Annotated in this window: 11 protein-coding genes; 4 read left to right on the forward strand and 7 right to left on the reverse strand. The window is 70.1% G+C overall.

Going from position 1 to position 13,522, the window contains the following annotated elements; translation table 11 throughout:
• Positions 1-72: 72 nt before the first annotated feature.
• Both ACFVXC_RS12095 and ACFVXC_RS12100 read right to left on the reverse strand, forming a co-directional pair.
• Positions 73-2,205: a serine/threonine-protein kinase gene (locus ACFVXC_RS12095; RefSeq protein WP_389904281.1), complete on the reverse strand. Its 2,133-nt coding sequence runs from the start codon at positions 2,203-2,205 to the stop codon at positions 73-75.
• Positions 2,206-2,663: 458 nt separating this feature from the next.
• A complete protein-coding gene (locus ACFVXC_RS12100) occupies positions 2,664-4,370 on the reverse strand; it encodes a glycerol-3-phosphate dehydrogenase/oxidase (protein WP_389904283.1) in 1,707 nt (568 codons plus the stop codon).
• A gap of 228 nt (positions 4,371-4,598) precedes the next feature.
• Between ACFVXC_RS12100 and ACFVXC_RS12105 the strand changes: the two genes are divergently transcribed.
• Positions 4,599-5,852 carry a nucleotide sugar dehydrogenase gene (locus ACFVXC_RS12105; protein WP_389904285.1) on the forward strand — a complete coding sequence of 418 codons (1,254 nt, stop codon included), beginning with the start codon at positions 4,599-4,601 and terminating at the stop codon, positions 5,850-5,852.
• Between the two features lie 57 nt (positions 5,853-5,909).
• Here ACFVXC_RS12105 and ACFVXC_RS12110 read toward each other — a convergent pair whose 3' ends face one another.
• The 4 genes from ACFVXC_RS12110 to ACFVXC_RS12125 all read right to left on the reverse strand — a co-directional run bounded on the left by ACFVXC_RS12110 (position 5,910) and on the right by ACFVXC_RS12125 (position 10,283).
• On the reverse strand, positions 5,910-7,034 hold the full coding sequence (locus ACFVXC_RS12110) for a GuaB3 family IMP dehydrogenase-related protein (RefSeq protein ID WP_389904286.1): 1,125 nt from the start codon (positions 7,032-7,034) through the stop codon (positions 5,910-5,912).
• Positions 7,035-7,182: 148 nt separating this feature from the next.
• Complete coding sequence (guaB, locus tag ACFVXC_RS12115; protein WP_389904289.1) at positions 7,183-8,688, reverse strand: IMP dehydrogenase; 1,506 nt, start codon at positions 8,686-8,688, stop codon at positions 7,183-7,185.
• 141 nt (positions 8,689-8,829) lie between these two features.
• Positions 8,830-9,405 (reverse strand): sigma-70 family RNA polymerase sigma factor, encoded by a 576-nt coding sequence (locus ACFVXC_RS12120; protein ID WP_389904291.1) that lies wholly within the window; start codon positions 9,403-9,405, stop codon positions 8,830-8,832.
• Between the two features lie 266 nt (positions 9,406-9,671).
• Positions 9,672-10,283, reverse strand: a complete 612-nt coding sequence (locus ACFVXC_RS12125; protein WP_003948568.1) for a response regulator transcription factor — start codon at positions 10,281-10,283, stop codon at positions 9,672-9,674.
• A 389-nt stretch (positions 10,284-10,672) separates the two neighbouring features.
• Here ACFVXC_RS12125 and ACFVXC_RS12130 point away from each other — a divergent pair, with 389 nt between their 5' ends.
• Positions 10,673-10,990 (forward strand): WhiB family transcriptional regulator, encoded by a 318-nt coding sequence (locus ACFVXC_RS12130; RefSeq protein ID WP_389904293.1) that lies wholly within the window; start codon positions 10,673-10,675, stop codon positions 10,988-10,990.
• A 49-nt stretch (positions 10,991-11,039) separates the two neighbouring features.
• Here the strand turns inward: ACFVXC_RS12130 and ACFVXC_RS12135 are convergent, their stop codons facing one another.
• Entirely contained in the window at positions 11,040-11,936 is an 897-nt protein-coding gene (locus tag ACFVXC_RS12135; RefSeq protein WP_389904295.1) for a LysR family transcriptional regulator, read from the reverse strand.
• Positions 11,937-12,016: 80 nt separating this feature from the next.
• Between ACFVXC_RS12135 and ACFVXC_RS12140 the strand changes: the two genes are divergently transcribed.
• Positions 12,017-12,730, forward strand: coding sequence for an MOSC domain-containing protein (locus ACFVXC_RS12140; RefSeq protein WP_389904298.1), 714 nt, complete (start codon positions 12,017-12,019; stop codon positions 12,728-12,730).
• Positions 12,731-12,739: 9 nt separating this feature from the next.
• A complete protein-coding gene (locus ACFVXC_RS12145) occupies positions 12,740-13,513 on the forward strand; it encodes an SDR family NAD(P)-dependent oxidoreductase (RefSeq protein ID WP_389904300.1) in 774 nt (257 codons plus the stop codon).
• The last annotated feature ends 9 nt before the right edge of the window (positions 13,514-13,522 follow it).

Genomic DNA, 13,522 nt, shown 5'->3' on the forward strand with positions numbered 1-13,522 from the left:
GCACTCACGATACGTGCCGGAGGCAAACCACATTGAGGGGATTCCAGATCTCACCGAGACCCGTTCCGCGAACTACTTCTTCGGCTTGAACGACTTCGTGAAGGTCCCCCACGCGTCCTTGCGCTCGGCGCTGTCCCACTTGTCGGCCTTGGCCGTGTACATCATTCCGTAGCCCAGACCGCCGTTGACGACGAACCCGCGGTCTATCGAGCGGAACTTCGTGCCTCCGTCGACGTACGTGAACTCCCAGTCGGCCGTGTTCCAGCCGCGGTAGTCGGCCTTCTCTATCCGGATCCGCTTGTACTGCGACCGGACCATGTACGACTCCTGCTTCTTCCAGTCGCTCACGGGGTCGGACTTGGGGGTGGAAGTCCAGCCGATCAGCAGCTTCTGCCCGTCCGGCCCGGAGAAACGCGCGCCCGCGGCAGCCGTGGACTGGTACTTCCAGCCCTTGGGCAGACCCACCGAGAACCCTTGGGAGTGCTTGTACGTCGACTCGACGCCGTCATCCGGCTTCTTGCCGGAGTCGTCCTTGCTGCCGTCGCCGCTCTCGCTCTGGCCCTTGCCCGAACCGGAGCTCTCGTCCGAGCCCGCGCCCGTGCCTGCCGCGTCCTTGCCCTTGCCCTTGTCGGCACCGCCGTCCTGCCCGGCGCCCTTGTCCGTCTCCTTGTCCTTCTCGGCGCCGCCCGCGGTCGCCCCGCTGGACGTGGTCTTGTCGCCGCCGTTCTTGCTGTCCCCCGCACCGCTCTCGTCCCCGCCGCTCAGCGAGAAGGCAAGGACGGTCCCGAGCACCGCGATCGCGAGAGCCACCGAGAAGATCACGAGCGTGCGCCGAGGCACGACGTCGGTGATCGAGGCCTTGGGAGGCGTCGCACGCGGCGGCGTCGCGGGAGCGGAAGGAGCCGAGGGAGCACCGGAGCCCTCAGCAGAAGCAACGGTCCCGGAGGCCGCCCCGGCCCCCGTGCCCGCACCCCGCGCGGTGGCCGCAGCCGCCGCCTTGCGCACCGACCGGAGCGCACCCTTCAGCCGGTCAGCGGTCTCCTCGCCCTTACCGACACCGGAGCCCGCACCGGAGTTCACGTCCGATTTCACGCCCGAGTCCGCGCCCGAGTTCGCGGAGGACCCCGCGGTCTCGGAGGCCCCGACCGTCTCGGAGGCAGCCGCGCCCGCGGACACAGCCGCCGCACCGGCGGCACCCGCGGCCACGCCACCAGCCGCCGCACCCGACTTGCCCTTGCCTTTGCCCTTGCCCTTGCCCTTGCTCTTGCCGAAGCGCTTGCCCAAGGACGGCGGCACCGGAGGCAGCGGCACGACCTTCGTCGCGTCGACCGGCTCCGGCTCGTCCTTGACCTCGGGCGCGTGGATCACGTCGAGCAGGAACGCCCGCGCCCCCGCGTCGTCGAGCCGCTGCTCGGGGTCCTTGGCGAGCAGGCCGTAGATGACCTTCTCCAACGGCCCGGCGTTCGTCGGCTGTTCGACGTCCTCGGTCATGACCGCGGTCAGGGTCGCGATCGCCGACCCCTTGTCGTACGGAGGCACGCCCTCCACAGCCGCGTACAGCAGCCCGCCCAGCGACCACAGGTCGGCCGCCGGACCCGGCTTGTGCCCACGGGCCCGCTCGGGCGAGATGTACGAGGGGGCGCCGACGAGCATGCCGGTGGACGTGATCGACGGGTCGCCCTCGACCTGCGCGATACCGAAGTCCGTGAGGACGACGCGCCCGTCCTCGGCGATCAGCACGTTGGACGGCTTCACGTCACGGTGCAAAATCCCCTCGCGGTGCGCGGAACGCAGCACATCGAGCACCGCGAGGCCGACCTCGGCCGCGCGCCTCGGCGTGAGCAGCCCGTCCTCGCGCAGGGCCTCGGCGAGCGACTTGCCCTCGACGAGCTCCATCACGATCCACGGCCGGTCGTCCTCGTCGACCACGTCGTACACGGTCACCGCGCTGGTGTTGCGGATCCGTGCGATCGCCTTGGCCTCACGCAACGTACGCGTGATGAGCCGCCGCTTCTCTTCCTCGTCGATGCTCGAGGGAAAGCGGAGTTCCTTCACCGCGACCGTACGGCCGAGCGTCTCGTCCTTGGCGCGCCAGACGGTTCCCATTCCGCCGCGGCCGAGCACCTCGCCCAGCCGGTAGCGCCCGGAGAGGAGACGTTCGCTCTTGTCCTGACGGGACTGACCCGTCTTCTCCGCGTCCGACATGCGTCCCCTCTGCTGCTACCGCTGCTACCCGCGCAACCCGCCCTGACAGAGCCTCCATTGTCCCTTACTTCGGGACTGGTCTACGCCCAGGGTCCAACGTCCCTCATGATGGGCTCCGCGCAAGGAGAGACCGCCGCGCCCATTCCACGGGCGCTGCTGGCCGTAACCCTTGCGGCGACCCCCATCGGCCCGGCTTCCGCCAGTGCGCCGCGGCCGCGAAACCGGCCGCGGACGCCACTCTTCCGTTGCTCGTCACCCGAAGCAAGGCCTCGCCGCGGCACTGTTGCCCCGCGAAGCCCTATGGTCACGGCACAAGTCTCCACCCGCAGAAGCGGCCTCGCGGCGCCACGGCCCGGGGCCGCACCGGTAAGGCAGCGGGCCCGGCCCTTGAACGCGAGCTCCTGGCGGCTGAGTTCTGCCGGTGGGGCTTCGCGTCGACCGGGCCCCGCAGGGGTGCTCTAGAGCGGGACGATGTCCGGTGCCCCCAGCCGCGCCGCGTCCGCCGTCAGGTCGTCCGGCTGCCGCTGCGACTCCCGCTCCGCCTCCACCCGCTTCTCGTAGTGCTGTACCTCCCGCTCCACCTGGTCCTTGTCCCAGCCGAGGACCGATGCCATCAGCTCCGCGCACACCCGCGCGCTGCGCGTGCCCCGGTCGAACGTCTCGATCGAGATGCGCGTGCGCCGGGTCAGCACGTCGTCCAGATGCCGTGCGCCCTCGTGCGACGCGGCGTAGACGATCTCGGCGCGCAGATAGTCGTCAGCGGCCGGCAACGGCTCGCCCAGCGTGGGATCGGCCGTGATGAGCGCCAGGACCTCCTCCGCAAGCGATCCGTACCGGTTCAACAGGTGCTCCACGCGCACCACATGAAGACCCGTGCGGGCCGCGATCCTGGCGCGCGCGTTCCACAGCGCCTTGTACCCCTCGGCGCCGACCAGCGGAATGTCCTCGGTGACACAGTCGGCGACCCGCTGGTCGAGGCCGTGCACCGCCTCGTCCACGGCGTCCTTGGCCATCACGCGGTACGTCGTGTATTTGCCGCCCGCGATGACCACGAGGCCCGGCGCCGGATGAGCCACCGTGTGCTCGCGCGACAGCTTGCTCGTGGCGTCCGACTCACCGGCGAGCAGCGGCCGGAGCCCCGCGTACACCCCTTGGACGTCGTCCCGTGAGAGGGGCACCCCGAGCACCGAGTTCACATGCTCCAGGAGATAGTCGATGTCGGCGCTGGACGCCGCCGGGTGTGCCTTGTCCAGGTCCCATTCGGTGTCGGTCGTCCCCACGATCCAGTGGCGGCCCCACGGGATGACGAAGAGGACGCTCTTCTCCGTCCGCAGGATGAGACCGGTCGTCGAGTTGATCCGGTCCTTCGGTACGACCAGATGGATGCCTTTGGACGCCCGGACGTGGAACTGGCCGCGCTCCCCGACCATCGCCTGCGTGTCGTCCGTCCACACACCGGTGGCGTTGACCACCTGCTTGGCCCGGACCTCGTACTCCCCGCCGCCCTCCACGTCCTGCACCGTGGCGCCGACGACGCGTTCGCCCTCGCGCAGGAAGCCGGTCACGCGGGCGCGGTTGGCGACCTTGGCGCCGTACGCCGCCGCTGTGCGCACCAGCGTGGCCACGTAGCGCGCGTCGTCCATCTGCGCGTCGTAGTACTGCATGGCGCCCACCAGCGCGTCCTTCTTCAGACACGGGGCGACGCGCAGGGCGTGACGCCGGGTCAGGTGGCGGTGCATGGGGAGGCCGCGGCCGTGTCCACGCGACATCGACATGGCGTCGTACAACGCGACGCCCGACCCGGCATAGATCCGCTCCCAGCCCTTGTGCTGCAAGGGATAGAGGAACGGCACCGGCTTCACGAGGTGCGGGGCGAGCCGCTCCAGGAGCAGGCCACGCTCCTTCAGCGCCTCGCGCACCAGCGCGAAGTCGAGCATCTCCAGATAGCGCAGGCCGCCGTGGATCAACTTGCTCGACCGGCTCGACGTGCCCGAAGCCCAGTCCCGTGCCTCGACGAGGCCGGTGGACAGGCCGCGGGTCACGGCGTCCAGCGCGGTGCCCGCACCGACCACTCCCGCGCCCACGACCAGGACATCCAGCTCCCGCTCGGCCATTCCCGCAAGTGACTCGGCGCGCTCCACCGGTCCCAAGGTCGCTGTCCTCATCGCTGCCTCCCGCTAGCTGTCGGGTGTGGTCGCGCACACATCATGCCCAGATTCTGGCCGTGTCCGCTGAGTTCGGCCGCCGCCTGTGGACAACACTCCGACGCCCGACACAGCACAATGCCGCATAACGGTCATATTTACTCCTAGTCTGACATTGCGCTGGTCCACCTTGTCCACAGGGCTTGCGCGCTCGTCCCGCTCCGGCTATTGGGAGGACGGCCCACCGCCATGCCCGCAGATCTCGCCGTCATCGGTCTCGGCCGCCTCGGCCTGCCCCTCGCCCAGGCCGCCGTCTCCGGCGGCATCGCCACCATCGGCTACGACCCGGCCCGCGCCGTCGACCTGGCAAGCGGCCGCCTGCCCTGCGACGGCGCCGAGGGAACCCTCACCGCCGCCGATGTCCGCCGGATGCTCTCGGGGGGTTTCCGGCCCACCACGGACCCGGTCGAGCTCGGCCGGGTCCGCACCGCGGTCATCTGCGCTCCCACTCCTCCGGCAGCCGACCGCACCCTCGACCTGAGCCAGGTGGCCGACGCCGCCCGCGCCCTGGCCGCGCGGCTGCGCCCGCACACCACGGTCATCCTCGAGTCACCCGCGTACCCCGGAACCACGGAGGAATTCCTCCGCCCCATCCTCGAAGAGGGTTCGGGACTGCGCGCGGGCCGGGACTTCCACCTGGCGCACTCGCCCGGCCGACTCGACCCCGGCAACCGCACCCACGGCTACGCGGGCACCCCCAAGGTCATCGGCGGTCTCACCCCGGCCTGCACCGAGTCGGCAGCCGCCTTCTACGGCCGCCTCACCGACAAGGTCGTACGCGCGCGTGGCCCGCGTGAGGCCGAGACCGTGCATCTCCTGGAGACCAACTACCGGCACGTGAACATGGCCCTGGTCAATGAGATGGCCGTGCTCTGCCACGACCTGAGCATCGACCTCTGGGACGTCATCCGCTGCGCCGAGACCAAGCCCTTCGGCTTCCAGGCCTTCCGCCCCGGCCCCGGCGTCGGCGGCCACGGCGTCCCCCTGGACATCCCGGGCCCCGGCCGCGGCGCACACGGCCTGCGCATGGTCGAACTGGCCCAGCAGGTCAACGACCGCATGCCCCGGTACGTGATCCAGCGCTCGGCGACCCTGCTCAACGAGCACGGCAAGTCCGCCCGCGGCGCCCGCGTCCTGCTCCTCGGCGTCACCTACAAGCCCGACCTCGCCGACCAGCAGGGCTCCCCCGCCCAGGAGGTCGCGACCCGCCTCATGGAGATGGGCGCCGCCGTCAGCTACCACGACCCCTACGTGCCCAGCTGGAGCGTGCTCGGCCACCCCGTCCCCCGCGCTGACTCCCTCTACGAAGCCGCGGCCGACGCCGACCTCACGATCCTGCTCCAGCACCACCGCACGTACGACCTGCAAGGTCTCGCCGTGAAGGCCCAGCTGCTCCTCGACACGCGGGGCGCGACCCCGGCGGGCGCGGCCCACCGTCTGTGACGCACGCGAGAAGGGCCCCGGTACGAGTACCGGGGCCCTTCTTTAAGAAGCAGTCGATCAGCGGCTGTGCTGCGAGTCCGCGACCGTCACCTCGACGCGCTGGAACTCCTTGAGCTCGCTGTAGCCCGTCGTCGCCATCGCCCGGCGCAGCGCCCCGAAGAAGTTCATCGAGCCGTCCGGGATGTGCGAGGGACCGGTGAGGATCTCCTCGGTCGTGCCGACCACGCCGAGGTCGACGCGCTTGCCGCGCGGCACGTCCTCGTGGACGGCCTCCATGCCCCAGTGGTGGCCCTTGCCGGGCGCGTCCGTGGCGCGCGCCAGCGGGGAGCCCATCATCACCGAGTCGGCGCCGCAGGCGATGGCCTTGGGCAGGTCGCCCGACCAGCCCACGCCGCCGTCCGCGATGACGTGCACGTACCGGCCGCCGGACTCGTCCATGTAGTCACGGCGGGCGGCCGCGACATCCGCGACGGCGGTGGCCATCGGCACCTGGATGCCCAGGACGTTGCGCGTGGTGTGCGCGGCGCCGCCGCCGAAGCCGACCAGGACACCGGCCGCGCCCGTGCGCATCAGGTGCAGGGCGGCGGTGTACGTGGCGCAGCCGCCGACGATGACCGGCACGTCGAGCTCGTAGATGAACTGCTTGAGGTTGAGCGGCTCCGCGGCACCGGAGACGTGCTCGGCGGAGACGGTGGTGCCGCGGATGACGAAGATGTCGACGCCGGCGTCCACGACGGCCTTGGAGAACTCCGCGGTGCGCTGCGGGGAGAGCGCGGCGGCGGTGACCACGCCCGAGTCGCGCACCTCCTTGATGCGCTGCCCGATCAGGTCGGCCTGGATCGGCGCGGCGTAGATCTCCTGGAGGCGCCGGGTCGCGTTGTCGGTGTCCAGCTCCGCGATCTCGTCGAGCAGCGGCTGCGGGTCCTCGTACCGCGTCCACAGGCCTTCGAGGTTCAGTACGCCGAGGCCACCGAGCTCACCGATGCGGATCGCGGTCTGCGGCGAGACGACCGAGTCCATCGGCGCCGCCAGGAAGGGCAGCTCGAAGCGGTAGGCGTCGATCTGCCAGGCGATCGAGACCTCCTTCGGGTCGCGGGTACGACGGCTCGGCACGACGGCGATGTCGTCGAAGGCGTACGCGCGGCGGCCGCGCTTGCCGCGCCCGATCTCGATCTCAGTCACGTGGGTGGCCCTTCAGCTTTCTTCGGTACTTCGCACTTCTTAGGCACTTCGGCACTCGGTCTGCCGTTCCAGTATCCCCGACGCGCGCGAAGGGGGCGGCCCCGGGAATCCGGACCGCCCCCACGCGCGCGTGCGCGGCGAAATCGGGTCAGCGCTTGTTCGTGTAGTTCGGCGCCTCGACCGTCATCTGGATGTCGTGCGGGTGGCTCTCCTTGAGGCCCGCGGACGTGATGCGCACGAAGCGGCCCTTGGACTCCATCTCGTCGACGGAGGCGGCGCCCACGTAACCCATCGTCTGGCGCAGGCCGCCGACGAGCTGGTGCAGCACGTTGGCCAGCGGGCCGCGGTAGGGCACCTGGCCCTCGATGCCCTCGGGCACGAGCTTGTCGTCCGAGGAGACCTCCGCCTGGAAGTAGCGGTCCTTCGAGTACGAACGTCCCTGGCCGCGGCCCTGCATGGCACCGAGCGAGCCCATGCCGCGGTAGGACTTGAACTGCTTGCCGTTGATGAACATCAGCTCACCCGGCGACTCCTCGCAGCCCGCGAGCAGCGAGCCGAGCATCACGGTGTCGGCGCCGGCGGCCAGCGCCTTGCCGATGTCACCGGAGTACTGGAGGCCGCCGTCGCCGATGACCGGGACTCCGGCCGCACGCGCCGCGACAGCCGCTTCGTAGATGGCGGTGACCTGCGGAACGCCGATTCCGGCGACCACGCGCGTGGTGCAGATGGAACCCGGCCCGACGCCGACCTTGACGCCGTCGACACCGGCGTCGATGAGCGCCTGCGCGCCGTCACGCGTCGCGACGTTGCCGCCGATGACGTCGACGGCCACACCCGACTTGATCTTCGACATCCAGCTCAGGGCGTTGCTGTTGTGCCCGTGCGAGGTGTCGACGATCAGGAAGTCGACCCCGGCGGCGGCCAGCGCCTGCGCCCGCTCCAGCGCCTCGGGGCTCGCGCCGACGGCGGCACCGACGAGGAGACGGCCCTCGGCGTCCTTGGCCGCGTTCGGGTACTGCTCGGCCTTCTTGAAGTCCTTGACGGTGATGAGGCCCTTGAGGATCCCCGCGTCGTCGACGAGCGGCAGCTTCTCGATCTTGTGGCGGCGAAGGAGCTCCATGGCGTCCACGCCGCTGATCCCGACCTTGCCGGTCACGAGCGGCATGGGCGTCATGACCTCGCGCACCTGACGGCTGCGGTCGTTCTCGAAGGCCATGTCGCGGTTGGTGACGATGCCGAGCAGCTTGCCCGCCGGGTCGGTCACCGGGACGCCGCTGATGCGGAACTTGGCACAGAGCGCGTCGGCCTCCGCCAGCGTCGCGTCCGGGTGCACGGTGATCGGGTCGGTCACCATGCCGGACTCGGAGCGCTTCACGAGGTCGACCTGGTTGACCTGGTCCTCGATCGACAGGTTGCGGTGCAGCACGCCGACGCCACCCTGCCGCGCCATGGCGATGGCCATGCGGGCCTCGGTGACCTTGTCCATCGCCGCCGAGAGCAGCGGGATGTTCACATGGACGTTGCGGGAGATGCGGGACGAGGTGTCGACCGCGTTCGGGAGGACCTCCGACGCGCCCGGCAGCAACAGCACGTCGTCGTAGGTCAGCCCGAGCGTCGCGAACTTCTCGGGCACTCCGTCGACGTTTGCAGTCATGACACCTTCCCCAAATGGCCTTGATCGGTGCGGATGTCCATGCTAACGGGAACCGAGGGTGTCTCATTCCACGATCAAGATCATCGGCTTACTTTGTACGTTCACACGTACGCGGCGCACATACGCGGCCGAGGCCGCGTGCTACTGCTCCGCAAGAGCCCGCAGGCGGCTCAGCGCCCGGTGCTGCGCGACGCGCACGGCCCCCGGGGACATCCCCAGCATCTGCCCGGTCTCCTCGGCGGTGAGCCCGACCGCGATCCTCAGGAGCAGCAGCTCACGCTGGTTCTCCGAGAGGTTGGCCATGAGCTTCTTGGCCCATTCGGCATCGCTGCTGAGCAGCGCGCGCTCCTCAGGACCGAGGGAGTCGTCGGGCCGCTCCGGCATCTCGTCCGACGGCACCGCCGTCGAGCCGGGATGGCGCATCGCCGCGCGCTGCAGGTCGGCGACCTTGTGCGCTGCGATCGCGAAGACGAACGCCTCGAAGGGGCGCCCCGTGTCCTTGTACCGCGGCAGGGCGAGGAGGACCGCGACGCAGACTTCCTGCGCCAGGTCCTCGACGAAGTGCCGTGCGTCACCGGGCAGTCGAGAGAGCCGCGTGCGGCAGTACCGCAGCGCCAAGGGGTGCACATGAGCCAGGAGATCGTGCGTCGCCTGGTCATCGCCTTCGACCGCGCGAAGGACGAGGGCACCGATCACCGTCGTCTTGTCATCGCGCATCGGTCCATGGTGCCTTGGCGCTGATTGATCCGTGGCACCACGTCCGTAGTTGTGCACCGAAGCGTTATGAGCAGGTGCGCCGGAACTCATCTCGTGCGCCCTCCCCTCCCGCTCGACCGACCTGTCCCCGAGGAACTCCACACCTCAAGGATGCGGCATCGGCGGCGAAGCAACGGCAACCGCTCCCTGGAAAGGGAGCGACGGGCGTCCGTCGCCCCGCCCACCACACGGCGGGCGGGGGTCGCCGTGCCCGCACGGCGGCACACCTATCGGACCAGGCCCCAGCGGAAACCGAGCGCCACGGCGTGCGCGCGGTCCGAGGCGCCGAGCTTCTTGAACAACCGCCTGGCGTGGGTCTTGACCGTGTCCTCGGAGAGAAAAAGCTCACGTCCGATCTCGGCGTTGGACCGGCCGTGGCTCATGCCCTCCAGCACCTGGATCTCACGCGCGGTGAGTGTGGGCGCCGCGCCCATCTCGGCCGAACGCAGTCTGCGCGGAGCCAGTCGCCACGTCGGGTCGGCGAGCGCCTGCGTGACGGTCGCGCGCAGCTCGGCGCGCGAGGCGTCCTTGTGCAGATAGCCGCGGGCACCGGCGGCGACCGCGAGCGCGACACCGTCCAGATCCTCGGCCACGGTGAGCATGATGATGCGCGCACCGGGGTCGGCGGACAGCAGCCGCCGGACCGTCTCGACGCCGCCCAGACCGGGCATGCGTACGTCCATCAAAATCAAGTCCGAGCGGTCGGCGCCCCAGCGGCGGAGGACTTCCTCGCCGTTGGCCGCTGTCGTCACGCGCTCGACGCCGGGCACGGTCGCGACCGCGCGGCGGAGCGCCTCTCGGGCAAGCGGGGAGTCGTCGCAGACGAGGACGGATGTCATGACTGTCCTCCGCGGCTCTCACAGCTGCTGCGCGTCACCTTGAGCCTCCAGGCTGGTACATATTCGTCACCTGTGCGGTTGACGCTCTCGGACATGTGCCCGAGCGCTTGTTCTTTCAACCGCCTCGCACACTCAACGACGGTCACCCGAAAGAGTTACGGGGCGGTCGGCCTCGTTCGGCACTCTACGTGAGGGCGCGGACACAGAGCAGGCGGCGCAAGAGACCCTCAATCTTTCATCACAACCCATGCCCCATTTAGCCACTTTCCTTCCCTTTTGCTGGTGTCTGTGGCTAGATTTTCCAATGAGTCATATTTTCATCTCCTTAGACAGTAGATGTACGGTCATGGGCACCGTATCCGCGCATAACGGCTACCAGGAGACAAGCAATGGCAGATTTCTCCCGCCTTCCCGGACCGAACGCAGATCTCTGGGACTGGCAGCTCCTCGCGGCCTGCCGCGGGGTCGACAGCTCGCTCTTCTTCCATCCCGAGGGCGAGCGGGGCGCGGCACGCAGCGCGCGTGAGAACTCCGCCAAGGAGGTCTGCATGAGGTGCCCGGTGCGTGCGGAGTGCGCCGCTCACGCCCTCGCGGTACGGGAGCCGTACGGCGTGTGGGGCGGGCTCACCGAGGACGAGCGCGAGGAACTCATGGGCCGCGCCCGCAACCGCCTCGTCACGACGTCCGCACCGTCGACGTCAGCCTGAAGGAACGTTTCTTCAGAGGCGCGCCCGACAGAACAGGACAGCGGCGCACTCAGCGCTCCGCGGCCCTCGCGAGGTGGTCAAGGGTGGCCGCCACCGCGGGCACCTGCGCCAGATCCGGCAGGGTGAGCGCCACGATCTCGCGCTGGACGGCAGGCTCCACCGTCACTGTGCGTGCACCTTTGGGGCGTACGGACTCGATGGCGAGCTCGGGCAGCACCGCGACACCCAGGCCCGCGCCGACCAGGCCGATCACCGCCGGATAGTCGTCGGTCGCGAAATCGATGCGGGGCACGAAACCCGCCCCTTCGCAGACCTCGACCAGCTGCCTGCGACAGCGCGGACAGCCCGCGATCCACGGCTCGTCGGCCAGTTCCCCGATGGCGACCGCATCCGCCTTGGCGAGCCGGTGCCCCTCGGGTACGAGACCGACGAGCCGGTCGGCGAGCAGGGGACGGACGACCAGGTCGTCCCACTCCTCGGCGGCGGACGCGCCGTCGTAGCGGAAGGCGAGCGCCACGTCGCAGTCGCCCTCGCGCAGCATCTCGACCGAGCGCGGCGGTTCGGCCTCCACGAGCGAGACCCGGGTGCCGGGGTGCGCGGCGCGCAGGGCGGCGAGCGCGCTCGGCACCAGCGTCGAGCTGCCGCTGGGGAAGGAGACGAGGCGGACCCGGCCCGCCCGCAGGCCCGCGATGGCGGCGACCTCCTCCTCGGCGGCGGTCAGACCGGCCAGGATCCCGGCGGCGTGCCGGACCAGGGCCTCGCCCGCCTGGGTCAGGCGCATCTCGCGGCCCGTGCGGATCAGCAGCGGCGTACCGGTGGAGGCTTCGAGTGCCTTCATCTGCTGACTGACGGCAGGCTGGGTGCAGCCGAGGTCACGCGCCGCGGCCGAGAAGGAGCCGGTGGCGGCGACCGCACGCAGGACGCGGAGATGGCGGGCCTCAATCATGGATCAAGCATAAGTGACACTTGGATCAGACGCCCAATAATGCGTCGCCGCTTTGAGCGGCCACGGCCTAGCCTTCCGTCATGAAGCTTCTCTCTGTGAATACGGGCCGGTTCAAAGCCGTGGAGTACACGGACGCTCCCTCGGGCGGCACCGGCATCGACAAGCGGCCCGTCGAAGGAGCCGTACGGGTGGTGGCTCCCGGCCCGAAGGGGGTCGCGGGGAGCGGTGTCGCCGGTGACGACGTCTGCGATCTGCGGCACCACGGCGGTGACGACCAGGCGGTGTATGCCTACGCGCGCGAGGACCTCGACGAGTGGGAGCGCCTGCTCGGCCACCCGCTCGCGGGCGGCTCCTTCGGCGAGAACCTCACGACGTCCGGGATCGACGTGAGCGGCGCGAAGATCGGCGAGCGCTGGCGCGTCGGCCCCGATCTGCTCCTCGAAGTGACATCGGGCCGCATCCCCTGCCGGACGTTCCAGGGCCATCTCGGGGAGACGGGATGGGTCAGGCGCTTCACGCGGCACGGGGCTCCCGGCGCCTATCTGCGGGTGATCGAACCGGGTGAGATCCGCGGCGGGGACACGATCGAGATCGTGCACAGGCCGGAGCACGACGTCACCGTGTCCCTCCAGTTCAGGGCGGTCACGACGGAGCGGAACCTGCTGCCGGACCTGCTCGCCGCGGGCGAAGCGCTGCACTCCGAGTCGATCGAGACGGCCCGGAAGCACGTGGCGAAGTACGGCGGCGGGCCGGGCGGCCGTCCGGGCGACACGGCGGTCAGCGGATCTCACTAGCCTTGGTCCATGACTACGGCTCTGATTACGGGATCGACCGCCGGTATCGGCGCGGCCTTCGCCCGGCGGCTCGCCGGTGACGGCCACAACCTGGTCCTGGTGGCACGGAACACCGAGCGGCTGCGGGAGCAGGCGACCGAACTGCACGACCGGCACGGCATCGAGGCGGAGGTCCTCACCGCGGACCTCGCGACGGACGACGGGATCGCCGCCGTCGAGAAGCGGCTCGCGGACCGCAGGAGTCCGGTCGACCTCCTGGTGAACAACGCCGGGTTCGGCAACAAGGGCCAGTACCTGGAAGTGCCGATCGAGGACGAGCTGACGATGCTCAAGGTGCACTGCGAGGCGGTGCTCCGGCTCACGTCGGCGGCGACGGAGTCGATGCGCGAGCGGGGCCGCGGAGGCGTCGTCAACGTCGCGTCGGTGGCGGCGTTCGTACCGCGCGGCACCTACGGCGCGTCCAAGGCCTGGGTCGTGCAGTTCACGCAGGGGGCGGCGAAGGATCTGGCCGGTTCCGGGGTGCGTCTCATGGCCCTGTGCCCCGGATTCGTCCGGACCGAGTTCCATGAGCGCGCCGGGATGGGGACGTCCAACATCCCCAAGTGGATGTGGCTCGACGCGGACAAGCTGGTCGAGGCGGCGCTCGCCGACCTGTCGCGCGGCAAGTCGCTCTCCATCCCGGACCCGCGGTACAAGGCGCTGATGGGAGTGGTGAAGGTGACGCCGAGGGCGTTGCTGGGCGGAGTGACGTCACGGACGGGGCGGAAGTACGGCCCGCAGTAAGGAGAGCGC

This window comes from Streptomyces sp. NPDC058257 (assembly GCF_042881845.1).
GTDB lineage: Bacteria > Actinomycetota > Actinomycetes > Streptomycetales > Streptomycetaceae > Streptomyces.